Origin of the sequence: Streptomyces sp. NPDC001816, from assembly GCF_042892235.1 — a bacterium.
Taxonomy (GTDB): domain Bacteria; phylum Actinomycetota; class Actinomycetes; order Streptomycetales; family Streptomycetaceae; genus Streptomyces.
This window is the reverse complement of record NZ_JBIATY010000002.1, coordinates 191,351-216,936: the sequence shown is the minus strand read 5'-3', so window position 1 is coordinate 216,936 and position 25,586 is coordinate 191,351. Positions and strand designations below refer to the sequence as shown.

Below are 25,586 nucleotides of genomic sequence, written 5' to 3'. Positions count from 1 at the left end.
TCACGCGCGGGTCCACTTCTGGCCGGCCTGGCCGTTGCAGGTCCACAGGACCAGCGGGGTGCCGCCCGCGGTTCCGGACCCGTTGACGTCGAGGCACAGCCCGGCGTGGACGTTGCGGATGGACCCGTCGGCGCCGACGGTCCACTTCTGGTTGTCCTGGCCGTTGCAGGGCCAGGTGATGACCCGGGTACCGTCGGCAGTCCCCTTTTTGTAGGCGTCCAGGCACTTGTCGCCGAAGACTCGGATCTCGCCGCCGGCCCACGTGGTCCACAGCTGGTTGGCGGCCGTGTGGCAGTCCCAGATCAGTACGGTGGCCCCGGCGGCGGTGGAGGCGTTGTCCACGTCCACGCAGCGGCCGGAGGCGCTGCCCCGTAGCCGCGAGGTGGTGGCGGCCACCGGGCTTCCCCCGGTCACCCGGAACACGGCGACGCCGTGCGCGGGGACGCTCGCCGAGATCTGCCCGGACGTGCTGGACGTGCCGCCGGTCCACAGATCGGTGAGAGTGAACGAGCCGCCGGACAGGCCGACTTGCGCGGCCGTCGTGGTGATCGTCGCCGTGCCCTCTCCGCGGTTGAACAGGCCCACCGCGACCGAGCCGTCCGACAGGGGCTTGGCGAACACCTCGGTGCCGCCGTCGTCGCGCACCCTGCGCCCGCCCGCGCCCAGCGAGTCCTGGTTCACCGCCAGCAGACGCGGGTTGCGCAGGACGGCGCTCACGTCGGCGGACATGGTTCGGATGTCGTTGCCGGCCATGAGCGGGGCACCCAGCAGCGCCCACAGGGCGAAGTGGGAGCGGGACTCGGTCAGTGACAGGCCGGGACGGCCGACGACCAGCATGTCCGGGTCGTTCCAGTGTCCGGGACCCGACTGTGCGGCCAGCGGCGCGGTGACGTCCAGGACGTTGCCGACGCCCATCGGATAGCTGTTGGTGTTGCCGTTCTGCCAGATGTCGAGGAGGTCCTCGGTCGTCCGCCACAGGTCGGCGACCTCGCCCCAGTTGTACGTGGCGCCGGTGATGGCGTGGAAGCTGTTGGGGTTGATGCTGTAGACGATCGGCCGCCCGGTGGCACGCAGGGCGTCGCGCATCAGCGTGAATCGCGCGACCTGCTCGTCGCGGGTGCCGCTGGAGGAGCACCAGTCGTACTTGAGGTAGTCGACGCCCCACGAGGCGAACGCGGCAGCGTCCTGGGCTTCGTGTCCCCTGCTGCCCGTCGACCCGGGATAGGCGCCGCTGGTCTGCGCGCAGGTGCGTTCACCCGGCACCTGGTAGATGCCGAACTTCAGGCCCCTGCCGTGGATGTAGTCCCCGAGCGCCTTCATCCCGTTGGGAAACTTGGTGGGGTTGGCCCGCAGGTTGCCTGCCGCGTCGCGCTGCGGGTCGAACCAGCAGTCGTCGACCACCACGTACCGGTAGCCGGCGTCGCGCATGCCCGAAGACACCATCGCGTCGGCGGCCTGGCGCACCTGAGCCTCGGTGACCCCGCACCCGAAGCTGTTCCAACTGTTCCATCCCAACGGTGGAGTGAGCGCCGGGCTGCCGGGCGCGGCGGAAGCGGTGGAGTGGGCAGAGGCCGTGACCGTGGCGGTGACCGTCATCGCGACGGCCGCGAGGAGGTGGAGCAGTCGCCTGCCTGATCGTCTGGGCACCGAGGCTCCTCTTTGGGTCGAAATTTCGAATGCAATTCGGAAAGTTCGAAGCGTGACGCATCCTAGAGAGGCCTCTGAACATGTCAACACCATCCGATATACGGAATCGACGCGCGACCTCATATGGCCGAACAAGGCTCCGCCGATCTGCAAGATCCGGACAATTGACCTACTGTAATCCGGCTACCCTGGTGCTCCGAATGTTTCGATCTATCTTGCGAATCATGCGAGAGGTATTGACGGCGTCCCTCCACCTCCTATCATCCAAAAGGCCCGACAACCCGATCCATGTTCGACATCACGAACCTGCGGATCGATCCGGCCGCTCCGCACCGCACGAACGAAGCAGGGCACTCCCACCTAAAGCCAAGCCGCAAAGGCCGGGCCGCCCAAGGAGTACGACGCTTGGATATGTCATGCCCTCATCAATACATGCCACCGTCATCCGCGTCAGCGACGCGTCCCCGGCGGCCGGAATTGACACCCCCGGCGCCTTCTCCTCCAGCACCAACGGCACCACCTTCACCCGCCCCGGCCCGCGGTCCGCGTCACGCGGTTCGAGCTGTCCACGCCCTGAACGATCGGAGGATCGCACACCCAACCCCCCACCCAGCCGTACGAGGAGAACCATGAACCCGCTGAAACACCTCGGCCGTCGCCGAGCGTCGCTGTTGGCCCTCCTGGCCGCGGCCATCCTGGTCACGCCCGGGACCGCGACCGGCGCACCCGATGCCGTCAAGGCCACCACTCTGGGCGCCCAGGCAGCCCAGTCCGGACGGTACTTCGGAACCGCCGTGGCCGCCGGACGGCTCGGCGACGGCACGTACAGCTCGATCCTGGACCGCGAGTTCAACGCGATCACTCCCGAGAACGAGATGAAGTGGGACACGACCGAGCCCTCCCGCGGCTCGTTCAACTTCGGCCCCGCGGACCAGATCGTGAACCACGCCACGGCACACGGGCAGCGCATGCGCGGCCACACCCTGGTCTGGCACTCCCAGCTGCCCGGCTGGGTCAGCTCCATCAGGGACGCGAACACCCTGCGCAGCGTGATGAACAACCACATCACCAGCGTCATGAACCACTACAAGGGCAAGGTCTTCGCCTGGGACGTCGTCAACGAGGCCTTCGCCGACGGCGGCAGCGGCCAGCACCGCTCCTCGGTGTTCCAGAACCTGCTGGGCGACGGCTTCATCGAGCAGGCCTTCCGCACCGCGCGGGCCGCCGACCCTGCCGCCAAGCTCTGCTACAACGACTACAACATCGAGAACTGGAGCGACGCGAAGACCCAGGGTGTCTACCGCATGGTGCGCGACTTCAAGGCGCGCGGCGTGCCCATCGACTGCGTCGGCTTCCAGTCCCACTTCGGCACCGGCGGCCCACCTGCCAGTTTCCAGACCACGCTGTCGAACTTCGCCGCCCTCGGCGTGGACGTCCAGATCACCGAGCTGGACATCGCCCAGGCGCCGCCGACCGCGTACGCGAACACGGTGAGGGCCTGCATGAACGTGCCGCGCTGCAAGGGCATCACCGTCTGGGGCATCCGCGACAGCGACTCCTGGCGCAGTGGGGAGAACCCGCTGCTGTTCGACCGGGGCGGCAACAAGAAGCCGGCGTACAACGCGACGCTGTCGGCGCTGGGCGGCTCGGCCGCGACACAGACGGCAACAGCCCTGTCGACCCGGTCCGCCGCCGCGCTGCCCTCCCGCTTCTCCTGGAGTTCCAGCGGCCCGCTGATCGCACCGAAACCGGACGCCACTCACAACATCGCCGGAATCAAGGATCCGACGGTCGTCTACTACAACGGCAAGTACCACGTGTTCGCCAGCGTCGCCAGTTCCTCCGGCTACAACCTGGTGTACCTGAACTTCAGTGACTGGTCCCAGGCCGGCTCGGCCACACACCACTATCTGGACCGCACCGCCATCGGCGCCGGCTACCGGGCCGCGCCGCAGGTCTTCTACTACGCGCCGCAGCGCCTGTGGTACCTCGTCTACCAGACCGGCAACGCCTCGTACTCCACCAACCCCGACATCAGCAACCCGAACGGGTGGAGCGCGCCCCGCAACTTCTACGCGTCGATGCCGGAAATCATCCGGCAGAACATCGGCAACGGCTACTGGGTCGACATGTGGGTGATCTGCGACAGCGCCAACTGCTACCTCTTCTCCTCCGACGACAACGGACACCTGTACCGCTCGCAGACGACCGTCGGCCAGTTCCCGAGCGGCTTCACCAACACCGTCATCGCGGCCCAGGACTCCAACAAGTACGCCCTGTTCGAAGCGAGCAACGTGTACAAGGTGCAGGGCAGCAACCAGTATCTGCTGCTCGTCGAGGCGATCGGATCGGACGGCCGACGCTACTTCCGCTCCTGGACGGCCGGCAGCCTCGCCGGCTCCTGGACGCCCCTGGCCGCGTCCGAGAGCAGTCCGTTCGCCCGCGCCAACAACGTCAGCTTCCCTTCGGGGGCGTGGACCAGGGACATCAGCCACGGTGAGATGATCCGGGCCGGCTACGACCAGACCCTCACCATCCCCTCCTGCCGGCTCCAGTACCTCTACCAGGGCATGAACCCCAACGCGGGCGGCGACTACAACCTCCTCCCGTGGCGGCTCGGCCTCCTCACCCAGACCAGTTCGACCTGCTGACCATGTGGGCCGAGGTCGACCGCTCCTGAGGAAGGAGGCGGACCGGCCTCGGCCCCGATGCCAGGTCAGCCAACGCTGACGGTCAGGTTGTTGGTGTTGAAGTTGAGTCCGCCGGACGACGAGGTGATCTCATAGCCGAACTGCACGTCGCCGATGACTTCGCTGCCGGGCATCCAGCCCTTGGTGTAGGCGATCCAGTTGAGGACCCGCTTGACGTCCACGGTGCCGGAGTTGGAGTTGGACGTCCGGAGGAACCCCGACTCCTCCACTTGCTTGCCGGCCGTCGACCGGTACCGGATCTTGCAGGGGTGGGGGCACTTCGACCACCGAGACCGGGGATGCTCGCACTGCCGCTGACCAGGAGCAGTCGCGCAGGCCGTTGACCTGCGGAAACAGCGGCGTTATGCGATATGTGATGGAACTTCGTCGCCCGCTCCCAGGAGGAGATCGAGCAGGCTCGCGAGGACTGGATGAAGGGGGCACGTTTCGCTGAGGTGAAGGGCTACGACGGGGCCCCGCTGCCGGCGCCTGAGCTGCCGCCGGTGCCGTTGAAGCCACGCGGAAGGGTGCGCTGACCTGGGAAAACCCGATTCTCTCGTCCAGGGAGTTCGGGACTGTTTCTCCGCCTGCCCGGCCACGAGGCCCCCTGGTGGCGCAGGCCCTTGGATGCTGCCACACGGACTACTCCGAGACTGTCCGCACGCCGCGCTGACGGCGCCCGTGGTAGGCGCACGTACAGCGGTTGAAACCAGGGCCCAATTCCGGCGGGCCCAATGAAAAGCGTGCTAGGTCGATCATCAGTGGACCCTCGGCAGTGCGGATCAAATTGCCGGGCCATGCGTCGCCGTGCAGGCGCTCGCTGACGCGAACGAAGGGGTCCAGGTGCCCGAGTTCGAAGGTGGGAGTGGGCAGAGCGTGGAGGCGCCGAAGCAGGTGCGCAACGTCGGTGTGGCTACCGTGCTCGTGCGGAGGAAGTTCCTGCCAGAAGGTCACTGGCCGGCCGTCAGCCTCGATCGGCTGATTGACGTCGGCGAGGCGTGCCCGCCGGGGAGCGGTGGCATGCCCCTGAAGTTCTGGCCGGACCGGCGACGTAGCCGGTCCGGGAGCGCGGAGCGGGTGGACAGCAGGCGCGCGGCGACTTCCCGGCTGCTTCCGGCTGCTTCCCCGGCGGCACGTGTAGATGTGGCGCGTGCGGGCACACGGTTGGGCATGGTCGGTGACACCGGCGACGACCTACGGGCGCGGCGGCAGGGTGCGAGCGGGCATCGTGGCGTGCCGCACACCGCCGACATGCGCATCGAGGCGTGGGGCGCGACCCGGGAGGACTGCTTGGCGGAGGCAGCGCTGGGGATGGTGGAGTGCTTCGCCGACGTGTCCGGCGTTCGGGCGACCACCATGGAGCGGCTCCGGCTGACCGAGCGCCCCGACGAGTATCTGCTGGCGGCGCTCCTCGAAGAGGTCATCTTCCGGCTGGAGGTGCAGAGCCGCGTGCCCGTGGACGTGGAGACCTACTCCTCCCACGCCTGCCTGGAGGTACGGCTGGCGCTCGCCGAACTGGCGGACGTGGAGATCACCGGGGCCGCACCGAAGGGCGTCACGTGGCACGAGCTGCGGATCGGGCCGGATCCGTACGGCTGGTCGTGTGCGGTGACGATCGACGCGTGACGTCGTAAGGCGTGGACAGCATGGGCCGCCGCGCTGGCCTCAGCCCTTGACCACCCCGAGCGGGACCAGGCGGGCCACCGTGCGGCACAGCCCCGCGCCCTCGCTCGCCGCGACCACCGCGCCCACGTCCTTGTAGGCCTCCGGTGTCTCCTCGGACAGCCCGCGCCACGACCGCGGGCGCACCCTGATGCCGTCCCGCTCCAGACGTGCACCCAGTTCCCTGCCGGTGATCGTGCGGGCGGCCTGGTGGCGGCTCATCGTGCGGCCCGCACCGTGGCAGGTGGAGCTGAACGCATCCCCGCCGGGCACCCCGGCCAGCACGTACGACGCCGTGCCCATGGTGCCGGGGATCAGCACCGGCTGCCCGGCCTCCTGCAGGTCCTTCGGCAGATCCGGGTGCCCGGGCGGGAAGGCACGGGTGGCACCCTTGCGGTGCACGCACAGCCGACGCCGTGTCCCATCCACTGTGTGGGTCTCGATTTTGGCGAGGTTGTGGGACACGTCGTAGACCAGGGACAGCCGGATGCCGGCGGCGCGTTGGAAGACCCGTCGGGCCGCGTCGGTGAGCAACTGGCGGTTGGCGCGGCCGTAGTTGGCTGCTGCGGCCATCGCGCCCAGATAGTCCCGACCCTCGGGCGAGTCCACGGGCGTGCAGGCCAGCTGGCGGTCGGGCACCGTGATGCCGTAGCGGGCCATGGCCTGGTCCATCGCCTTGACGTGATCGGTGCAGATCTGATGTCCGAGCCCGCGCGAACCGCAGTGGATCATCACGCACACCTGGCCGACGGCGAATCCGAAGGCAGCTGCGGCCTGTTCGTCGTACACCTCGGCGACCTGTTGCACCTCCAGGAAGTGATTGGCGGAGCCCAGGCTGCCGACCTGCCCGAGCCCCCGCTGCCGGGCCCGCACTCCGACCTGGGCGACGTCGGCGTCGGCGACCGCGCCGCGGTCCTCACAGCGCACCAGGTCGCGTTCCTCGCCGTAGCCCTGCTCGACGGCGTAGCGGGAGCCGCCCTCAAGGATGTGCTCCAGCTCTCCGGGGCCGGTCGGCCGCCACACCCCGCCGGGTCCGGCGCCACGCGGGATGGCCCGGTCCAGACCGTCCATCACGGCCGGCAGAGCGGGTTCAAGCTCCCCCCGGTCGCAGTCCGCCGCCAGCAGCCGCACACCGCAGGAGATGTCGAAGCCGACTCCACCCGGCGAGACGACCCCGCCGGCGTCGACATCGGTCGCCGCGACGCCGCCGATGGGAAAGCCGTAGCCCCAGTGGATGTCCGGCATGGCGTACGAGGCGGTGACGATGCCGGGCAGGGTGGCCACGTTGACCACCTGCGCCAGGGACTGCTCGGCGTCGGCGAGCAGATCCCGGGAGGCGAAGACGACGCCGGGTACCCGCATGGAGCCGTGCCGCTCGATCCGGTAGCGATAGGGGTGGTCCTCGACCAGTTCCATCGCGGCCTCCCCGCGTGCCGTCAAAGACTGGTGTCGTGCCGGTCGGCGTCCCGTGCTGCGTGGAGTACCTTGCCGTACTCACCATCGACAGGTGGGGCGCAGCCGGTGAGCGCATCGGCGCCGACAAGGCCGCTCGGGCGCCTGGCGCAACCGGCGAGTGGTGCTCGTTCGACACGGAAGTGCCACGCACGACCATGGAGTGGAGACAGAGTCACAGGTGCGGGTGCGCCGGGGCGTGCGTCTTCTCCTCGATCTCGTGGGCGGCCTTGCGCAGCAGCTGATGGGCAAGATCATTGAGGGCCCGGGCCGTGGCGAGCTCCTCGCCCACCAGCGTCTGCACGGGGTCGTCCGGGTGGCGATTGGAATGCCCGCGGGCCGACATTTCGGTGGCGTCGGGCAGCCTCAACCGAGCGACCGCTCCGGCCTCGGAGCCGGTTTCGTCGATGCTCAGATCAATGTGCCAGGAAAGGTGTGTCTGCATGGCGAACACTTTCTTCCGTAGGTCTCCATTGTCGCGCGCGACGGGCGGAGGCGCCGACTCTGCTCTGGCCAAGGCCGCATCCTGATCATCCATGCCACGGCTGGCACCGCGGGCATGGCTGACAGGGCAGACCACGCCACCAGCGGCTCGCTGATGCCACCTGGAGTGGCACGACATCTCGGCTACCGCCGTCGCCACGACCCGTGGACCGCAGTTCGTGACAGGCCAGTCACCCCCGGTGTCCCTGCTCACTCCTCCGGGACTCCTCCGTCCGCCTGGTACGTCCTGGTCCACGTGGCACCGCAGCGGCAACGAGACAGCTCGATCAATTCACCGCCATCGCTCACACTCAGGCCGTCCCACATGCGGACATGAACGTGCTCACCCATAGCAACTCCTCTGATCGACGGAATGCTATGGAGCGAGCTGCTGAATGGGACAGAGTCGCCCACATGGCGAGATTCGCGGCCCCGTGGATCACAGTCACGCCTCCGACGGACGAGCCGCTCGTGCGTCGGGCTCTGGCTGGGGATGACCGGTCGCCTGCAGCAGCGGCGCTGTGTGGCGTTCGGGGCGGTGGGCTCCCTCGGCGGGGACGCGGCTGCGGAGGGTTTCCGCGTTGCCGGGCAGGGGAATGGGGCGGCGGGCCACCAGGCGGCCGACCCAGCGCCGGCCGCAGTGTTCACAGGGCGGGGCACCGGCCGGGGTATAGGGGGAGGGGACCGCCGTGTTGTCCCGGTAGAAGTACTCCCATTCGTCGTCGAGAGCGTCCCGGTAGCGTTGAACGTCGTAGTCGACGCTCCATCGGTGCCAGCACGCGCCGCAGGTGAATTCGATACGTTCGACGGCAAGTTCGGTGATCACGGCACAGCACCTCCTGTCCGGTCGGCGGGGACGGATCGTGGCGCGGCGAGGGCTGCGGCGAGTGTGGGGTAGAAGGGCATGGCCCGGGTGATTTTGCTGGTCCGGAGGATCCGCGCGACCCGCCCTTCGGGACAGACCAGTCGCAGCTCCCCTTGGTCCTCGTGCAGCAGGGTGCGGATGGACATGAGGGTGCTCAGTCCCTCGACATCGGCGTAGGTCAGCTCGGACAGGTCCGCGATCAGGTTGAGGTGCTTGTGCTGCCCGGTCACCTCTGCCACGAAGTCACGCAGCTGGTGGGCGGTCGTGGTGTCGAGTTCCCCGTTGATCTCCATCACGGTCCAGCCGTCCTCCCAGTGCGACGCCAGGAAGAGAGCCATGGTCCTCTCCGTTTCCCGCCGCTGGTTGCCCGTCGTGGGCCGCCGCACGGACGGCGCTGCCGCAGGTGCGGCGGCCTCCCCGCGTATCCTCGTGCTGTTCGGTCTGTCCCTCCTCTCTGCCGCTCATCACTCAGCGGCGGTCAGCTCGTGATCTGCTTGGCCTCTCCGTCTCCCCGGCTGATCTCGATGCGGCGCGGCTTGGCCTTCTCCGTCACCGGGATGTGCAGCGTGAGCACGCCGGCGTCGTAGCTCGCGCTGATCTTCTCCAGGTCGAGCGATTCGCCCAGGAAGAGCTGGCGGCTGAAGACGCCGTGCGGTCGCTCGGCCACGAGCAGGTCGGCTTCCTTGGCGTCCGGGCCGGGCCGCTCCGCCTGTACGGTCAGGACGTTGCGTTCCACGTTGAGATCGACGGTGTCCGGGTCGACGCCGGGCAGGTCGAAGTGGACGACGAAGGCGTCCCCGCTCTGGTAGGCGTCCATCGGCATGGCGGCCGGCCGGGCGAGGGTGCCGAACATCTGCTGGGTGAGCCGGTCGAGGTCCCGGAAGGGGTCCGTTCGGATGAGCACCATCGTTCAGCTCCTTTCGCCTGGTAGGAACCGTTTCGTTGGCGGTTCGCCGGTCCGGGCTCCGGGAGCCCGGAGTGCCTTCACCAATCCGTATACCTCGCCCAGCCAGACTTGACAAGAGGCCACTCAAGTTTTATCCAAGCTTATAGGCAGGTTAGTCCGAACCCGCAGCTCACAGCGGTCGAGGAGGTGGCCTGGATGGAGGTGCCGGACCTGTATGCGTTGCTGGGGGTGGAGCCCTCGGCCACGGTCGAGGTGATCGTCTCCGCCTTCCGGCGTCAGGTGCGGGAGCTGCGCCCCGACACCCGGGTGGATGCCCGCACGGCGGAACGGTTCGGGCAGCTGCGCTCGGCGTACGAGACGCTGCGCGATCCCATTCGGCGCGCGGCCTATGACCAGACGTACGAGCGGACGTACCGCAGCCCGGCCGAGTCTCCTCGGGCTCCGGTACCAGTACCACCGCGGCCGCCCCGCAGGTTCGTCGTCGTACTCGGCACCGCAGCCCCCGAACCGCCGCTGCGTGCGGGGCCGGTCCGATGGGAGCCCTACAGGTGAACGAGGGCCCTGGCAGGCAGGGCATGGACATGGACGAGGAGGGAGATTCCAGATGGCGCGTCCGGTCGGTATTGACCTCGGTACGACGAACTCGGTGGTCTCGGTCCTGGAGGGCGGCGAGCCCACCGTCATCACCAACACGGAGGGAGCACGGACCACGCCGTCGGTCGTGGCGTTCGCCAAGAACGGTGAGGTGCTGGTCGGCGAGGTCGCCAAGCGGCAGGCGGTGACCAACGTGGAACGCACCGCCCGCTCGGTCAAGCGGCACATGGGGGACCACTCCTGGCGGTTCCCGGATCACGGTGACATCGACGGCAAGCGGTACACCGCGCAGGAGGTCTCCGCGCGGGTGCTGCAGAAACTGAAGCGAGACGCAGAGGCCTACCTCGGTGAGGACGTCACCGATGCCGTGGTCACCGTCCCCGCCTACTTCGACGACGCCCAGCGGCAGGCGACGAAGGAGGCCGGTGAGATCGCCGGCCTGAACGTCCTGCGGATCATCAACGAGCCGACGGCGGCGGCACTGGCCTACGGGCTGGACAAGGAGAACGACCAGACCGTCCTCGTCTTCGACCTGGGCGGCGGCACCTTCGACGTTTCGTTGCTGGAGATGGGCGAGGGCGTGATCGAGGTGAAGGCCACCAACGGGGACACCCACCTCGGCGGTGACGACTGGGACCAGCGGATCGTCGACCACCTGGCCAAGCAGTTCAAGAACAACTACGGCGTCGACCTGTCCAAGGACAAGATGGCCGTGCAGCGGCTGCGCGAGGCGGCGGAGAAGGCCAAGATCGAGCTGTCCAGCTCCTCGGAGACCAACATCAACCTGCCCTACATCACCGCCTCCGCCGAAGGCCCGCTGCACCTGGACGAGAAGCTCACGCGCGCCCAGTTCCAGCAGCTCACGTCCGACCTGCTGGAGCGTTGCAAGGGGCCGTTCCACAACGCGATCAAGGATGCCGGGATCAAGGTGTCCGACATCAACCACGTGATCCTCGTGGGCGGTTCGACGCGGATGCCGGCCGTGACCGAGCTGGTCAGGGAGCTGACCGGCAAGGACCCGCACAAGGGCGTCAACCCGGACGAGGTCGTCGCCGTGGGCGCCAGCCTGCAGGCCGGTGTGCTCAAGGGCGAGGTCAAGGACGTCCTGCTGCTCGACGTCACCCCGCTGTCCCTGGGCATCGAGACCAAGGGCGGCATCATGACCAAGCTGATCGAGCGCAACACGACGATCCCGACCAAGCGTTCGGAGATCTTCACCACGGCCGAGGACAACCAGCCGTCGGTCACCGTGCAGGTCTACCAAGGCGAGCGCGACATCGCCGCCTACAACAAGAAGCTCGGCATGTTCGAGCTGACCGGTCTGCCGCCCGCGCCGCGCGGTGTGCCGCAGATCGAGGTGGCCTTCGACATCGACGCGAACGGCATCATGCACGTCTCGGCGAAGGACCTGGGCACCGGCAAGGAGCAGAAGATGACCGTCACCGGCGGCTCGGCGCTCCCGAAGGACGACATCGACCGCATGGTGCGGGAGGCGGAGCAGCACGCGGAGGAGGACCGCAGGCGCCGGGAGGCGACGGAGACCCGCAACCAGGCCGAGCAGCTCGTCTACTCGACGGAAAAGCTCATCAGGGACAACCCCGACAAGATCCCGGCCGACGCCAAGACCGAGACCGAGGCGGCGCTGGCCGACCTGAAGGAGAAGCTCAAGGGCGAGTCCGCCGAAGGTGACGACACAGCGGCGATCCGCCAGGCCATGGACCGGGCGGCACAGGCGGCGCAGAAGATCGGCACGGCACTGTACGAGCAGTCGCGCACCGAGCAGCCCACGGGCGGGCAGGCTCCGGGCGCCTCGGGATCGGACGACGACGTGGTGGACGCCGAGATCGTCGACGACGAGAAAGGGGAGGCGGGCTGACGATGGACAACGGCCGGCTGCAGAACACGGACCCCACCGAGCTGCAGCGTCTGCTCCGTGAGCGTACGGAGGACCTGCAGCGGGTGAAGGCCGAGTACGACAACTACCGCAAGCGGGTGCGCCGGGACCGCATGGCCGTACGTCAGATCGCTGTGGCCAACGTCCTGCGCGTCCTCCTGCCGGTCCTGGACGCCGTCGACCGCACATCTGCCCACGAGCCCATGACCCCAGGGCTGAAGGACATCACGGACACCCTCCGGACCCAGCTGGGGTCCCTTGATCTCGAGGCGTTCGGCAAGGAGGGCGACCCCTTCGACCCCGCCTGCCACGAGGCCGTGGTCCATCACCTCTCCCCGGACGCCGACGAACTGATCTGCACGGAGATACTGCGACCCGGCTACCGGCTCGGTGACCAACTGCTGCGTCCGGCCCACGTGGAGGTCACCGGGCCGCCCCCGTCCGCGAGGAACCTGCTCGCGGGACATGCCGAAGAACCCCACGACGACGCGGAACGAGACGACGAAGGGCCCAGCCCGCCAGTCCGGCCCGCGGCGGCTCCGGCGTCCTGGCGTGCTCCTCCCCGGCCCTTGATCTGACCGGGCTGCCGTCGCCCGAAGGTGGCCATGCTCAGTGTCTGTTCGCAACTCGGAGCCGGGCTGTGTCTTCGACATCGACCGGTCGACTGGACGGCTGGACGGCAGCCGCTTGGCGCTCGGGTGTCACTCCGGGCGGCGGCGTGGTGGCGTGGTGGCACCTCCGCGACGACCAGGGTCGCGGACGCCCGCCGAGGGACCGTCGCCCAGCTGAAGCGGTGCCGTCCACTGCACATGCTCGGCCTCACCGCTTTCCCGTCCGCCGCTGCGCAGCCCCGCGCGGTACCTGCACAAGAAAGGGACTGGCGGGCAGCACATTCTCCCTCTCCGGGCTGTGCTCATTCCGGTTCCTCGGGCACGGGCAAGGGCTGTCGCCACGGCGTGGAGGTGTCGATATTTGGTGCGGCCCGGCGGAGCAGCCCCGCTGCGGCCTCGGCTTCCCCGTTGTCCCGTACGGAGACGGTGAGAAGACGGAAAGGAACAGAGGGCCAGAGTTCGATGCAGACCACGGGTCTGCGAGGTCGTACGGTCGCGAAGTCCATCCCGGCCTGGTGACGGCGGGTTCCGATGCACAAGGCGCCGGGGATGCAGATGCCGCTGTGGTGCGTTCCGCGCAGGCCGCGCCACCAGTCGGGCTCGACGGTCACCCGGCGTACGGCCGCCAGCGGCACGCGTACGTCGCCTCGGCGGGCGGCTGCCTTTTCCCACCACGCCAGGCGTACGACCACTTGATCATCCTTGGTGACTATGTGCGCCATCGTTCAGCACCTCCCCTCCATCCTCGCTCCGGGAGCAGTCGGGTGCGCCGACCCGGCCGCCCCCGGAACAGGGAAGCTCCGGCCCGTACAGCCTCGACCTGGACTCCCTCGTGATCATTGAGGTCTTCGTCGGCCTGGGCCGTGCGCTGAGCTGCCGCAACCGGCGGTTCAGCGGGTCCGGGGCGCGGCTGTGTCAGTCGGGAGACCTCGCCGGCATCCATGGTTCGTGCCATTGCGAACATCCGGAGACGAGCTTGGCGGCTCCCGCCGGTCCCCAAGTTCCCTGGCGGTAGCGCTCGGGGTCGCCGGGCGCCTCCAGCAGTGGCTGGACGATTCGCCAGGTCTCCTCCACCGAGTCCTCCCGGGTGAACAGGCTCGCGTTGCCTTGCATTGCATCACTGAGCAGGCGTTCGTACGGCTCGGGTGCCTCACCGAGCGCGGCCTCGAAGAGGAGGTCAAGGTCCACCAGCTGCGTGTCCTGCTTGCCCGGCTGCTTGGCCTGGATGCGGAAGTTCACGCCAGGGCTCGGATCGATCCGCAGGATCCACTGGCCGGGCTCGGGCGCGAACCGCTCCGCGAACGCCAGCCGCGGCGGGCGCTTGAACACGATCCGGATCTCGGTCACTCGCTCGGGCAGCGCCTTGCCGGCGCGGATGAAGAACGGCACGCCGGACCAGCGCCAGTTCTCGACCTCCAGCCGCAGCCCGACGAAGGTCTCGGTGCGCGAGTGCGGCTGCACGCCAGGGACCTGTAGGTACCCCTCATACTGCCCGCGGACGTAGTGGGCCGGGTCGGCGTCGGGGATCGCCCGGAACACATCGACCCGGCGGTCCCGGAGCGCGTCTGCATCGGCGGCTGATGGCGGCTCGGACGCCACCAGGGCGAGCAGCTGCAGCAGATGGTTCTGCACGACGTCGCGGAGCGCGCCGACCGGGTCGTAGAAATGGCCGCGGTCCTCGACCCCGAAGTCCTCGGCCATGGTGATCTGCACACAGGAGATGTGGTCGCGGTTCCACACCGGCTCGAACACGGAGTTGGCGAACCGCAGGAACTGGATGTCCATCGCCGGCTCCTTGCCGAGGAAGTGGTCGATCCTCAGCAGCTGATCCTCATCGAGGAGCTGACGCAGCTCGGCATTGAGGGCGCGCGCCGACGCGAGGTCGTGCCCGAATGGTTTCTCCACGACAACCCGGGCGCCCTTGGTCAGCCCGACGCCTGCCAGGCCCTCGACCACCCGGGCGAACAGCGACGGCGGGATCTCCAGATAGAAGACCGGGTTCCGCTTGCCGTTGACCGCCCGGGCGAGGCGATGGAACGTCTCCGGGTCGGCGTAATCGCCCTGCACATAGCTGAGTCGGGCGGTGAACCGGGCCAGGACGCTTTCGTCCAGCGGCTCGCCCGCTGCCTTGATCGCCTCGCGGGCATGGTCACGCAGCGCGTCGTCGGACCAGCCGTCGCGCGCCACTCCGACGATCGGGCAGGTCAGCAGCTCGCGCCGCTCAAGCCGATAGAGCGAGCGGAACGTCATCTTGCGAGCGAGGTCGCCACTGATCCCGAAAATGACCAGCACGTCTGCGGGAACGTTCGACGAGTTCGAAGCCACCTCATCCTCCTTACGGAGCCGACACGGCAATGGGGTCGGGCATCATGGTCCTGGTGGCGGCCCCGGCGGTCAGCCCTTCTTTTCGGCGTGCCCGCCGAACTCGGAGCGCATCGCCGAGAGGATCTTGTCGGTGAACTCCCCGGCCTGCCTGGACTCGAAGCGCTCGTAGAGCGAGGTGGTGATGACCGGTACCGGGACGCCTTCGTCCACCGCAGCGAGGACGGTCCAGCGGCCTTCCCCGGAGTCGGAGACCCTCCCGGCGAAGTCGTCGAGGGAGGGCGACCTGGCGAAGGCGTCGGCGATCAGGTCGACCAGCCATGAGCCGACGACCGAGCCGCGCCGCCAGACCTCGGCCACCTCACCGACGTCGATGTCGTACCGGTAGGCCCACGGATCGCGCAGCGGCGTCGTCTCCGCGTCGACCTCCTGCCGGCTCTTGCCGGCGTCCGCGCGCTTGATGATGGCGAGGCCCTCGGCGATCGCGGCCATCATCCCGTACTCGACCCCGTTGTGGACCATCTTCACGAAGTGCCCGGCGCCGTTCGGCCCGCAGTGCAGGTACCCGAGCGGGGCGGTGCCGTTGGTCCGGGTCCGGCTCGGCGTGGGCTCGGCGCTGCCCTCGCCGGGAGCGATCGTCTTGAAGATCGGGTCGAGATGGGCCACGACGTCGTCCTCGCCGCCGATCATCAGGCAGTAGCCGCGCTCCAGCCCCCAGACCCCACCACTGGTCCCGCAGTCGACGTAGTGCAGCGATTTGTCGGCAAGACGCTTGGCGCGCGTGATGTCGTCGCGGTAGTAGGAATTGCCGCCGTCGATGAGGATGTCGCCGGGCTCCAGCAACGGCTCGAGCTGGTCGAGGATGGCATCGACGATCGCAGCCGGAACCATGAGCCATACAGCCCGTGGCTTGTCCAGTTTCGCAACGAGATCCTGGAGTGACTCTGCTCCCGTCGCACCCTCGCCGACCAGTTCGGCGACGGCGTCCGCGTTGACGTCGGACACGACGCAAGGGTGGCCGTCTCGCATCAGCCGACGCACCAGGTTCGCCCCCATCCGGCCGAGCCCGATCATCCCGAGCTGCATGGGCTTGTCTGTCGCCATGTGGTGCCTCCTAGTTCACGCCTGCTCCCTGCCGGCGGCCACGCACTCGCGGGCAACCTGGGTGACCTTCTCGGGAGTGAAGCCGAATTTGGTCAGGAGCATCTTGAGCGGTGCCGATGCCCCGAAGGTGTGCATGCCGACGACCGCGCCGCCGTCGCCTACGTAGCGGTCCCAGCCGAGAGTCGCCGCCTGCTCGATGGCGACCCGGGCCCTGATCCCGGGCGGGATGACCGAGTCGCGGTACTCCTTGGGCTGGCGGTCGAACAGTTCCCAGCAGGGCATGCTGACCACGCGAGCCGCGAGGCCCTCGGCGGCGAGCTCGTCACGGGCCGCGAGCGCGAGTTGTACCTCCGACCCGGTGGCGAGCAGGATGACGTCGGGCTTGCCGTCCGCCGCGTCGACCAGAACGTAGGCTCCCCTGGCCACCCCGGATGCGGCCCCCGTCTCGGCGCGGTCGAGGGTCGGCAGTGCCTGACGGGACAGGACCAGCACCGCCGGCTCGTGCCTGAGCGCGGCGACGACCCGCCAGGTCTCGACGACCTCGTTCGCGTCGGCCGGACGGAACACCAGCAGCCCCGGCATCGCGCGCAGCGACGCGAGTTGCTCGACCGGCTGGTGGGTGGGACCGTCCTCGCCGACCCCGATCGAGTCGTGGGTGAAGATGTGCACGACCGGGATCTCCATCAGCGCCGAAAGCCGGATCGCGCCGCGTGCGTAGTCAGAGAAGATCAGGAACCCCGACCAGTACGGGCGCAGCTTGGTCAGCGCCATCCCGTTCGTGATCGCGGTGGCGGCGTGCTCGCGGATCCCGAAGTGGAGGTTGCGTCCCGAGCGGTCATCGGCCTGGAAGTCGCCGGCGCCGGAGAACATGAGGTTGGTCTTGGTCGACGGCGCAAGGTCCGCCGATCCGCCGAGCAGCCACGGCACGGCTTGGGCAAGGGCGTTGAGCACCTGGCCGCTGGAGTCACGGCCGGCCATGCCTTTGGGGTCGGGCGGGAAGGTCGGAAGCGCCGACTCCCAGCCCTCCGGCAGCTCACGCCGCTGGATGCGCTCCAACTCGTCGGCGAGCGCGGGATGGGTGGTTCGGTAGGCCTCTATTCGAGCCTCCCAGCTCGTCCGGGCTTCGCGGCCGCGCGCGCCGATTCCTGCGGCGAAGTGCTCGTAGACGCCGTCGGGAACGAAGAAGTCCTTGTCTTCCGGCATCCCCAGGAATCGCTTGGTCGACTTGACACCCTCCACGCCGAACGGCGCGCCGTGCGCCTTCGGGGTGTCCTCGACCGGTGACCCGTAGCCGATGTGACTGTGCACCACGATGAGCGTCGGGCGCTCGTTCTCGGACTTGAAGGTGTGCAGCGCGCGGGCCACGGCGTCGAGGTCGTTGGCGTCGGCCACGGTGGTGACGTTCCAGCCGTAGCCGATGAAGCGGGCCGCCACATCCTCGGTGAACGCGATGTCGGTGTGGCCCTCGATCGTCACCCGGTTGGAGTCGTAGATCCAGCACAGGTTCGACAGCCGCTGGTGGGCCGCGAGCGAGGCGGCCTCCGAGGAGATCCCCTCCATCATGCAGCCGTCGCCGGCCATCGCGTACACGTCGAAGTCGAAGACGGTGAAGTCGTCGCGGTTGTACCGGGCGGCGAGCCACTGTCCGGCGATCGCCATCCCGACCGAGGTCGCAACGCCCTGGCCGAGCGGGCCGGTCGTGGTCTCCACGCCGCTGGTCCACCGGTACTCCGGGTGCCCGGGGCAGTGCGAGCCGAGCTGTCGGAACGTCCTGAGGTCGTCGAGGGTCACGGCGGGTCGGCCGAGGACCTCGTAGTCGGGGTCGACAGCCTGCATGCCGGTGAGGTGGAACAGCGACCAGAGCAGCGCGGAGGCGTGTCCTTCCGACAGCACGAAGCGGTCGCGGTTGGGCCAGATCGGGTCGGCCGGGTCGAAGCGCAGGAAGCGTTGCCAGAGCGTGTACGCGACCGGGGCCATTCCCATCGGTGTCCCCGGATGGCCGGAGTCGGCCGCCTGGATGGCGTCCATGCACAGAGTGCGGATCGTGTTGACGGAAAGGGTTTCCAGGTCGTTGTTGCTCAACGCGAGCCTCCCTGAAGGTGCTCCCCTGCGCTCATGTCGAGTGCGGCAGACTAGGGTTGAGCTTTTCCGGCCGGGGCGAAGAGTGCCGCGCCCACAATGCCCGCATCGTTCAACAGCTGCGCCGGCACGATCTCGGTCCTCAGCTCGATGTGCGGCAGGAACTTGTCGGCCTTCTTGCTGACACCGCCGCCGATGACAATCAGGTCGGGCCACAGCAGCCGCTGGACGAGCTGGAGATACGTCTCCAGACGGTGCGCCCATTTCTTCCAGGACAGGTCGTCGTGCTCGCGCACCGACTCCGCGGCCCAGTCCTCGGCATCCCCGTGGTGCAGCGGCAGGTGCCCCAGCTCGCTGTTGGGCACCAGGAACCCGTCGGAGAAGACGGCGCTCCCGATACCGGTGCCGAGCGTCACCATCACGACGACGCCCTTGCGTCCCTTGCCGGCGCCGAAGCGCATCTCGGCGATCCCGGCCGCGTCGGCGTCGTTCACCACCCGCACGTCGCGGCCGGTCGCTCGTGCGAAGAGCTGGGCGGCGTCCGTCTCCATCCAGGCCGGATCGATATTGGCCGTCGTCCGGACTTTGCCGCCCTGGATGACGGCCGGTAGCGTCAGCCCGACCGGTCCTGGGACGCCGAGCTGGGAGAGCACCTGCACGACCACGTCCGCGACTGCCTCCGGGGTCGCCGGATGCGGGGTCGGGATCCGGACCCGCTCACCGATGAGGCTGCCGAGCTCGAGGTCGACCGGCGCTCCCTTGATACCGGTCCCGCCGATGTCGACCCCCAGCACGTGGGCCGTCTTGTCCGGACTTTCCTGCACCACTGCCCGCTCCCCTCAGGGGCTGGCCCAAAGTGTGTTGCGTGAATTTTGGACGTCAAACCCCGCAAGGATTTCACTGCACAATCCTCAACAATAGCATATATCCCTTATATTCGCTACATCACTCTTATTTGGTTATATCTAAGCCTAAGGGGTATATCCAAGCTTTGCGCCCCCTCAAGGGTATTGACCTTCCCGCTTTTCGAGAGGAACGCGACTTCCCGATCGAGCTGCTCACGGCCTCACGCTCATGCCAGTCGGAACGATCAGCCCAGAGCGGCCTTGAGTGCGCCGAACGCCGTCTTCGGGTCGGCCAGGGCGTGATAGATGCCGGGGATCTCACGGTCGAGGCCGAGGAGGCCGTAGACGGCGCGCATGGCGCCGCGGACGGAGTACTCGACGGTGAACACCACGTCCTCAGGGATCTCCGTGAACTGACCGAGGAACGCGAAGTTCACCGAGCCGCGCGGGATGACGAGAGGCCGGTCATGGGTGGTACGAGGGGCGAACTGGCTGGTGATGTACGGCATCATCACCGGGATGACGGTCGTGGTGGCCGCGATCTGTTCCTCGATGTCGGACAGGCCGAGGTGGCCGAGGAGTTCGGTGAGGATCTCGCGGCCGGTGGCGCCGGCCATCGGCTTGCCGACGAAGTCGCCCTCGTTGTCGACGAAGAGGCCGTAGCCCCACAGGGTGTAGACGTCCTCGGGCTGGCCCTCGAAGTGCGGGGCGTGGGGAACCACAACGGACATCAGCCAGTTGGAGTCCTTGAAGGTCATGAGGGCGCCGGTGCCGGGGAGGTTGCCGGACAGTTCCTCGATGCGGTGCAGCAGCAGCGGGCTGCGCATGGTGAGGGTGAAGGACTCCCACTTGGCCTCGTCGACGTTCCCGTAGAAGGCGGCCGGCCGACCGAAGTCGTCGGCCTTGGCCGCGATGGTCTCCCACAGCCTCCAGGCGCCGTCCCGCTTGTCGCGGATCAGCTCGGGTGCGCGGTCGTCACTGCCGTAGGCGGCGTCGGCGGTCATCGAGCCGAGGGTGAGGAAGGCGTAGTCGATGTCGGTGAGTTCGCAGGTGTCCGGCTGTCCGGCGCGGTCGAGGTGCAGGCGCCGTACCCGGCGGGTGCCGTCGTCCTCGGTGGTGAAGTCGACGTCGGTGACCCGCACTCCGTGCTCGAAACGTACGCCGCGCTCCTCCAGCCAGGCCCGCACGGGGCGGATGATCGAGTCGTACTGGTTGAGCCGGGTGCGGCGCACGCCCGCCAGGGTGTGCATGCGCGGAAACTCCTGCATGAAGCGCAGGAAGTAGCGCCTGAGTTCGATGGCGCTGTGCCAGTTCTGGAAGGCGAATGTGGTGCGCCACATCGCCCAGAAGTTGGTCGTGAAGAAGTGCGGGGAGAAGAAGTCCTCGATCCGGCGGGCCCCGATGACCGGCTCCGGGAGCACGAGCAGCCGGGTCAGCTCCAGGCGGTCCCGGGCGTCGAGGCCGTAGTCGGACGCGTCCAGGATCTCGGTGCCCTTGCCGATCAGCCTGGCCTTGGCGTCGGTGGGCCACTGGGCGCTGAAGGCGCGGATCTCCTCACGTACCGACACCGTCTCGTCGGTGAGGGTGGGGATGGTCTCCAGGAGGTTCCACAGGCAGGTGTAGGCCTCGTCCTCCAGCATGCGTCCGCCGCGCGAGACATATCCGGCGGGCTCGCCGCGGCCGTCCATGGAGCCACCGGCGAGGGGTAGCTCCTCAAGGACGTGAATGTCCGCTCCGGCGAATCCCCCGTCACGGATCAGGAAGACGGCGGCTGCCAACGAGGCGATTCCGCCGCCGACGAGGTAGGCACGGGACTGCTGCACAGCATCGGTCATGACGTCCCTCCGTTCCGGCCGCCCCTCAGGGCTGCCGACAGTGATCAGGTTCCGTGCGGCGGGGCATCGGCCACTCTGCGGCCGGGGCGTGCGCACGGCAGGGCGCCGGTGGTCTCTGTCCGGACCAGGTGCCTGTAGTCGTCAGTCAACTCGTTGGGGAGGCGGTGTGGGCAGGGCCGGATGTCCCTGGGCGGGCGCCGGACGGGCCCTGTGCCGAGCTGCCCTTGGAGCGCGGCCGGACCGGGAGGTGCCCCATCGGCCCGATTCCGGCGCCACCCTTCGCCCCCGCCCTTCGCCCCGTCCTTCACCTGCTGTCGCTGGTCTCGGTGCCGCAGAGAGCCGCTCGCCCGGCTTCCAGGCGGGCGGCCGGGACGCGGAAGGGCGAGCAGGAAACGTAGTCGAGACCGGCCCGGTGGAAGAAGTGAATGGATTCCGGATCGCCGCCGTGCTCGCCGCACACCCCTGTCTGCAGGGCGGGCCTGACCGCGCGGCCCGCCTCGACGGCCAGCTCCACGAGCCGGCCGACGCCCTCCGGGTCGATCGTCTCGAAGGGCGAGACGCCGAAGATCCCCTTCTCCAGGTAGAGCGGGAAGAAGGACGCCTCGGCGTCGTCGCGGGACAGGCCCCAGGTGGTCTGGGTCAGGTCGTTGGTGCCGAAGGAGAAGAAGTCGGCGGCCTCGGCGATACGTCCGGCGGTCAGGGCCGCGCGGGGCAGTTCGATCATCGTGCCGATGGGGAGGTCCAGGGGCCGGCCGGTCTCGGCCGCGACCTGGGTGAGCACGCGCTCCGCCTCCGCCCTGGCCTGCCGCAGTTCCTCGACGGTGGCGACGAGCGGGATCATGATCTCGGCCCTGGGCCGGCCGCCCGCGTCCAGGCGGTCGGTGACGGCCTCGGCGATCGCCCGGACCTGCATGGCCATGAGACCGGGGACCGCGAGGCCGAGCCGGACGCCGCGCAGGCCCAGCATCGGGTTCTGCTCGTGCAGGCGCTCGACTGCGTCCAGCAGCTCGCGGTCGTGGACATCCGGGTCGGCAATGCCCGCGAGCCGGACGGCCAGCCCGGTGCGGTCGGGCAGGAACTCGTGCAGCGGCGGGTCGATGAGCCGGATGGTCACCGGCAGCCCGTCCATCGCCTTGAGGATGCCGGTGAAGTCCGCTCGCTGGAGCGGCAGCAACGCCGCCAGGGACTGCTCCCGTGCGGTGTCGTCACGGGCCAGGATCATCGCCTCGACCAGTTGCCTGCGCTCGCCGAGGAACATGTGCTCGGTGCGGCACAGGCCGATGCCCTGGGCGCCGAGCGCACGGGCGCGTGCCGCGTCCTCGGGAGTGTCGGCGTTGGCCCGCACCTCCAGGCGGCGCTCGGAGTCCGCGTGGGCGAGAGCGGTGAGAACAGCCTCGGTCAGCGAGCCGGCGCTCTCGCCGGTTTCCAACGCGCGGCCGACGTCGGACGCGGTGAGCGGGAGCGCACCGAGGTGCACGGTGCCCGCCGTTCCATCCACGGAGACGGTGTCGCCCTCGCGTACGACGACGCCCGTGTCCGTGGTGAACCGGCGGGCGGCCGGGTCGACGGTGAGCGACTCGGCACCGCACACGCACACCTTGCCCATGCCGCGCGCGACGACGGCGGCATGGCTGGTCTTGCCGCCCCGGCTGGTGAGGACGGCCTGCGCGGCGATCATCCCGGGCAGGTCGTCGGGGGTCGTTTCGCGGCGGACGAGGATGGTGTGCCGACCGTCGGCGGCCCGGCGGCGCGCCCCGGCGGAGTCGAAGACGACCACGCCGACCGCCGCGCCGGGCGAGGCGGGCACGCCGCGGGCCAGGGGCACGTCGGCGGGGGTGGTGTCGAAGCGGGGGAACATCAGCCGGGTCAGCTCGGCGCCGTCCACGCGGGCCAGTGCCTCGTCCGGCGTGATCGTCCCCTCCTCGCGCAGGTCGTGGGCGATGCGGAAGGCGGCCTCGGCGGTGCGCTTGCCGACCCGGGTCTGCAGGATCCACAGCCGGCCGCGCTCGATGGTGAACTCGACGTCGCACAGGTCCCGGTAATGGCTCTCCAGGGTGCGCAGGTGGTCGCCGAGTTCGACGTAGGCGCGCGGGTCGAGGTTCTTCAGCTCGTCCAGGGGTACGGCGTCGCGGACCCCGGAGACGACGTCCTCGCCCTGGGCGTCGGGCAGGTAGTCGCCGTACACGCCACGGGCGCCGGTGGCCGGGTCGCGGGTGAAGGCGACTCCGGTCCCGGAGTCGGAACCGAGGTTGCCGAAGACCATCGCCTGCACGTTGACGGCGGTGCCGAGGTCGTCGGGGATGTGCTCGCGGCGCCGGTAGACGCGGGCGCGTTCGCCGTTCCAGGAGTCGAAGACCGCGCGGACGGCACGACGCAGCTGCTCGGCTGGGTCCTGGGGGAAGTCCGCACCCGTCTCCCGGCGGATGATCGCCTTGAACTCCTCGGTGAGGACGGCGAGTTCGCCGACATCGAGGTCGTGGTCGTCGCGCGTGCCGCGCTGCGCCTTGTGCGTGGCGATGGCCTGTTCGAACAGGTCGCCGTCCACGCCCAGCACCGTGCGGCCGAACATCTGCACGAGCCGCCGGTAGGAGTCCCACGCGAACCGCTCCTGCCCGGACGCCTTGGCCAGGCCGCTGACCGACTGGTCGTTCAGGCCGATGTCGAGGATGGTCTCCATCATGCCGGGCATCGAGAACCGGGCCCCCGACCGTACGGACACCAGCAGCGGGTCGTCCGGCGCGCCGAGCGTGCGGCCCACGGTCTGCTCCAGGGCGGCCAGGGCACGGGCCTCCTCGGCGCCGAGTCCGGGCGGTTCCTGACCTGTGGTCAGGTAGCTCCTGCATGCCTCGGTCGTGACCGTGAAGCCCGGCGGTACGGGCAGACCGAGCCGGGTCATCTCGGCCAGCCCGGCTCCCTTGCCGCCGAGCACGTCGGCCATCTCCCGGCCGCCCTCGGCGAACGCGTACACGTACTTCGTCGGCGTGCTCATCTTCGCCGGCTCCTCTCAGTGGTGGGGGACGACAGCCACGGGGCAGCCGACGTGGCGGAGCACGGAGTGGGTGACGGGGCCGGTGCGCGCGAGCGTCGGCCGGTCGGTGACGTGCCGGCCCACAACGAGCAGGCTCGCACCGGAGGCGGCCCGCACCAGTGCGGTTGTGGCCTTCTCGCGTACGACCGTCTCCAGGACCTCGACGCCGGGGTACTTGTCCTGCCAGACCCGGAGCACGGCGGACACGAAGCCCCGCCACTCCTCAGCCCGGTAGGGGTCGTCGACCAGGGCGATGTCGCCGGGGCCCAAACCGAAGGCGGACGGCGGCTGCCAGGCGTGCACCACGCGCAGCCGGGCCCGCCGCAGCATGGCCGCCTCGAAGGCGAACTCGATCACCTCGTCGCACGGGTCGTTGACGTCGAGACCGAGCACGACGTCCCGGTAGCCGGTTCGCGCGGAGGCGCTGCCGTCGGCGGCCGGGAGGTGCTCGTCCTCGGCCGTCTCCTCCGCCCTGACCAGGACGACGGGGCCGGTGGCCTGTGCGACCACGCCCTGGGCGACGGAGCCCACCAGGAACCCGGCGAGGCCGGTCAGGCCGCGCGAGCCGAGGACGAGCAGGTCCGCTTGTTCGGCGGCCTTCAGCAAAGCGGCGGTCGCCGGGCCCTCGATCTGCTCGTCGGTGAGGCGCGCGCCGGGAACCGCGCCGCGGATCCGGTCCTCCGCCTGGCGCAGGGCCCGCAACGCCAGGTAGCGCTGTGCGGCGTTCGCCGGCTCGCCGTCGTGCGGGCGCGGGTGCCAGTCCCAGACGTGGATCAGTCGCAGTGGCCGGTCGCGGCGCTCCGCCTCGCGAGCCGCCCATTCGGCGGCGGCGAGGCTTTCGGATGATCCGTCGACTCCGGCGATGACGGGTGCGGGCATGGTGCCCACCTCCTGTGTGGGGTCAGCTGGTTGGTGCCAGGATCGTGCGGCCGCAACCCTGGGGGCAGGGGCCGCACGGTCTCCTCCGGGCCCGTTCGGCCCTGCGTGCCGAGGCCGGTGCGCACGGCGCTGCGGCGGTGCGGCGGGGGGGCCGCGCCGGACCGCCGCACCAGGCCGTCCGCTCAACCGGGAGGCAGTCCGGCTGCGATGTGTCTCGCCCACTCCTCGATCGCGGGGACGTCGCGGAAGTCACCGCCCTTGCCGTCGCGCAGGAGCATGCCTGCGATCCTGCCCTTCGCCCCCTCTTGCAGGCAGCCGCCGAAGGTGGCGTGTTCGATGGCCGTCAGACGGTCCATGGCGCGCCGTACGCCAAGCACGGGCGGGATGTCCCGCTCGGAGGCGGAGGCGTCGAGCGGCCCGCTGCTGAAGAGCCAGAGTGGGCGCTCTGCCAGTTCCCGGCGGTGACGGCGCAGGAAGCGGCGTGCGTCGCGGTGCCAGCGCCCGGCGTACAGGGCGCCTCCGACGACCACCGCGTCGTACGGGGCGACGCTCGTGACGGACCGGGCGGGCCGCGCCTGCGCCGTCAGCCCTTCCTTGAGCAGAGCCTCGGCCACGGTCTCGGCGATCTGTGCGGTCGAGCCGTTCGTCGTGCCGTAGGCGACCAACACCCTGGTGGACATCGCCGTCCA

The 25,586-nt window shown here is 69.2% G+C and carries 20 protein-coding genes and 2 pseudogenes; 6 read left to right on the top strand and 16 right to left on the bottom strand.

Translation table 11 applies throughout. The annotated features are described in order from the left end of the window. Entirely contained in the window at positions 1 to 1,647 is a 1,647-nt protein-coding gene (locus ACFYZZ_RS06640) for a glycoside hydrolase family 27 protein (protein ID WP_389172380.1), read from the bottom strand. 629 nt (positions 1,648 to 2,276) lie between these two features. Between ACFYZZ_RS06640 and ACFYZZ_RS06635 the strand changes: the two genes are divergently transcribed. After that, positions 2,277 to 4,298, top strand: a complete 2,022-nt coding sequence (locus ACFYZZ_RS06635) for a non-reducing end alpha-L-arabinofuranosidase family hydrolase (protein ID WP_389172379.1) — start codon at positions 2,277 to 2,279, stop codon at positions 4,296 to 4,298. A 65-nt stretch (positions 4,299 to 4,363) separates the two neighbouring features. Here ACFYZZ_RS06635 and ACFYZZ_RS06630 read toward each other — a convergent pair. Next, positions 4,364 to 4,564 (bottom strand): annotated as a pseudogene (locus ACFYZZ_RS06630) (hypothetical protein); the annotation flags it as partial. Between the two features lie 150 nt (positions 4,565 to 4,714). Here ACFYZZ_RS06630 and ACFYZZ_RS06625 point away from each other — a divergent pair. Both ACFYZZ_RS06625 and ACFYZZ_RS06620 read left to right on the top strand, forming a co-directional pair. Continuing rightward, positions 4,715 to 4,873 (top strand): annotated as a pseudogene (locus tag ACFYZZ_RS06625) (pirin family protein); the annotation flags it as partial. Between the two features lie 634 nt (positions 4,874 to 5,507). Then, positions 5,508 to 5,963 carry an archease gene (locus ACFYZZ_RS06620; protein WP_389172377.1) on the top strand — a complete coding sequence of 152 codons (456 nt, stop codon included), beginning with the start codon at positions 5,508 to 5,510 and terminating at the stop codon, positions 5,961 to 5,963. A 39-nt stretch (positions 5,964 to 6,002) separates the two neighbouring features. Here ACFYZZ_RS06620 and ACFYZZ_RS06615 read toward each other — a convergent pair whose 3' ends face one another. The 5 genes from ACFYZZ_RS06615 to ACFYZZ_RS06595 form a co-directional block, all read right to left on the bottom strand. Beyond that, positions 6,003 to 7,415 (bottom strand): RtcB family protein, encoded by a 1,413-nt coding sequence (locus tag ACFYZZ_RS06615; RefSeq protein ID WP_389172376.1) that lies wholly within the window; start codon positions 7,413 to 7,415, stop codon positions 6,003 to 6,005. 211 nt (positions 7,416 to 7,626) lie between these two features. Beyond that, a complete protein-coding gene (locus tag ACFYZZ_RS06610) occupies positions 7,627 to 7,896 on the bottom strand; it encodes a DUF1876 domain-containing protein (protein WP_389172374.1) in 270 nt (89 codons plus the stop codon). Between the two features lie 483 nt (positions 7,897 to 8,379). Continuing rightward, positions 8,380 to 8,760 (bottom strand): hypothetical protein, encoded by a 381-nt coding sequence (locus tag ACFYZZ_RS06605; RefSeq protein ID WP_389172373.1) that lies wholly within the window; start codon positions 8,758 to 8,760, stop codon positions 8,380 to 8,382. Next, a complete protein-coding gene (locus ACFYZZ_RS06600) occupies positions 8,757 to 9,137 on the bottom strand; it encodes an STAS domain-containing protein (protein WP_389172371.1) in 381 nt (126 codons plus the stop codon). Before ACFYZZ_RS06600 ends, ACFYZZ_RS06605 begins: the two co-directional genes overlap by 4 nt. Positions 9,138 to 9,277: 140 nt before the next feature. Continuing rightward, a complete protein-coding gene (locus ACFYZZ_RS06595) occupies positions 9,278 to 9,706 on the bottom strand; it encodes an Hsp20/alpha crystallin family protein (RefSeq protein WP_389172369.1) in 429 nt (142 codons plus the stop codon). A 195-nt stretch (positions 9,707 to 9,901) separates the two neighbouring features. Here ACFYZZ_RS06595 and ACFYZZ_RS06590 point away from each other — a divergent pair, with 195 nt between their 5' ends. The 3 genes from ACFYZZ_RS06590 to grpE are packed head-to-tail and all read left to right on the top strand — an operon-like array spanning position 9,902 to position 12,772. Further along, positions 9,902 to 10,258, top strand: a complete 357-nt coding sequence (locus ACFYZZ_RS06590; RefSeq protein ID WP_389172367.1) for a J domain-containing protein — start codon at positions 9,902 to 9,904, stop codon at positions 10,256 to 10,258. A 52-nt stretch (positions 10,259 to 10,310) separates the two neighbouring features. Next, complete coding sequence (dnaK, locus tag ACFYZZ_RS06585) at positions 10,311 to 12,176, top strand: molecular chaperone DnaK (protein WP_389172365.1); 1,866 nt, start codon at positions 10,311 to 10,313, stop codon at positions 12,174 to 12,176. Between the two features lie 2 nt (positions 12,177 to 12,178). After that, positions 12,179 to 12,772: a nucleotide exchange factor GrpE gene (gene grpE / locus ACFYZZ_RS06580; RefSeq protein ID WP_389172363.1), complete on the top strand. Its 594-nt coding sequence runs from the start codon at positions 12,179 to 12,181 to the stop codon at positions 12,770 to 12,772. 335 nt (positions 12,773 to 13,107) lie between these two features. On the opposite strand, the gene ACFYZZ_RS06575 is transcribed toward grpE, so the two are convergent. The 9 genes from ACFYZZ_RS06575 to ACFYZZ_RS06535 all read right to left on the bottom strand — a co-directional run bounded on the left by ACFYZZ_RS06575 (position 13,108) and on the right by ACFYZZ_RS06535 (position 25,577). Further along, positions 13,108 to 13,527 carry a hypothetical protein gene (locus ACFYZZ_RS06575; protein ID WP_389172361.1) on the bottom strand — a complete coding sequence of 140 codons (420 nt, stop codon included), beginning with the start codon at positions 13,525 to 13,527 and terminating at the stop codon, positions 13,108 to 13,110. A gap of 193 nt (positions 13,528 to 13,720) precedes the next feature. After that, positions 13,721 to 15,130: a glucose-6-phosphate dehydrogenase gene (zwf, locus tag ACFYZZ_RS06570; RefSeq protein WP_389172360.1), complete on the bottom strand. Its 1,410-nt coding sequence runs from the start codon at positions 15,128 to 15,130 to the stop codon at positions 13,721 to 13,723. 69 nt (positions 15,131 to 15,199) lie between these two features. Beyond that, a complete protein-coding gene (gene gnd, locus ACFYZZ_RS06565; protein ID WP_389172358.1) occupies positions 15,200 to 16,231 on the bottom strand; it encodes a phosphogluconate dehydrogenase (NAD(+)-dependent, decarboxylating) in 1,032 nt (343 codons plus the stop codon). Between the two features lie 15 nt (positions 16,232 to 16,246). Further along, positions 16,247 to 18,313 carry a transketolase gene (gene tkt / locus ACFYZZ_RS06560; RefSeq protein WP_389172356.1) on the bottom strand — a complete coding sequence of 689 codons (2,067 nt, stop codon included), beginning with the start codon at positions 18,311 to 18,313 and terminating at the stop codon, positions 16,247 to 16,249. A gap of 50 nt (positions 18,314 to 18,363) precedes the next feature. Beyond that, positions 18,364 to 19,137, bottom strand: coding sequence for a polyphosphate--glucose phosphotransferase (gene ppgK / locus ACFYZZ_RS06555; protein ID WP_389172354.1), 774 nt, complete (start codon positions 19,135 to 19,137; stop codon positions 18,364 to 18,366). Between the two features lie 263 nt (positions 19,138 to 19,400). Next, positions 19,401 to 20,990 (bottom strand): oleate hydratase, encoded by a 1,590-nt coding sequence (locus ACFYZZ_RS06550; protein ID WP_389172352.1) that lies wholly within the window; start codon positions 20,988 to 20,990, stop codon positions 19,401 to 19,403. A 304-nt stretch (positions 20,991 to 21,294) separates the two neighbouring features. After that, positions 21,295 to 23,979 (bottom strand): pyruvate, phosphate dikinase, encoded by a 2,685-nt coding sequence (gene ppdK, locus ACFYZZ_RS06545; RefSeq protein WP_389172350.1) that lies wholly within the window; start codon positions 23,977 to 23,979, stop codon positions 21,295 to 21,297. A 15-nt stretch (positions 23,980 to 23,994) separates the two neighbouring features. Beyond that, positions 23,995 to 24,897: a universal stress protein gene (locus ACFYZZ_RS06540; RefSeq protein WP_389172348.1), complete on the bottom strand. Its 903-nt coding sequence runs from the start codon at positions 24,895 to 24,897 to the stop codon at positions 23,995 to 23,997. 182 nt (positions 24,898 to 25,079) lie between these two features. Continuing rightward, positions 25,080 to 25,577, bottom strand: coding sequence for a flavodoxin domain-containing protein (locus ACFYZZ_RS06535; protein WP_389172346.1), 498 nt, complete (start codon positions 25,575 to 25,577; stop codon positions 25,080 to 25,082). Between the last annotated feature and the right edge of the window lie 9 nt (positions 25,578 to 25,586).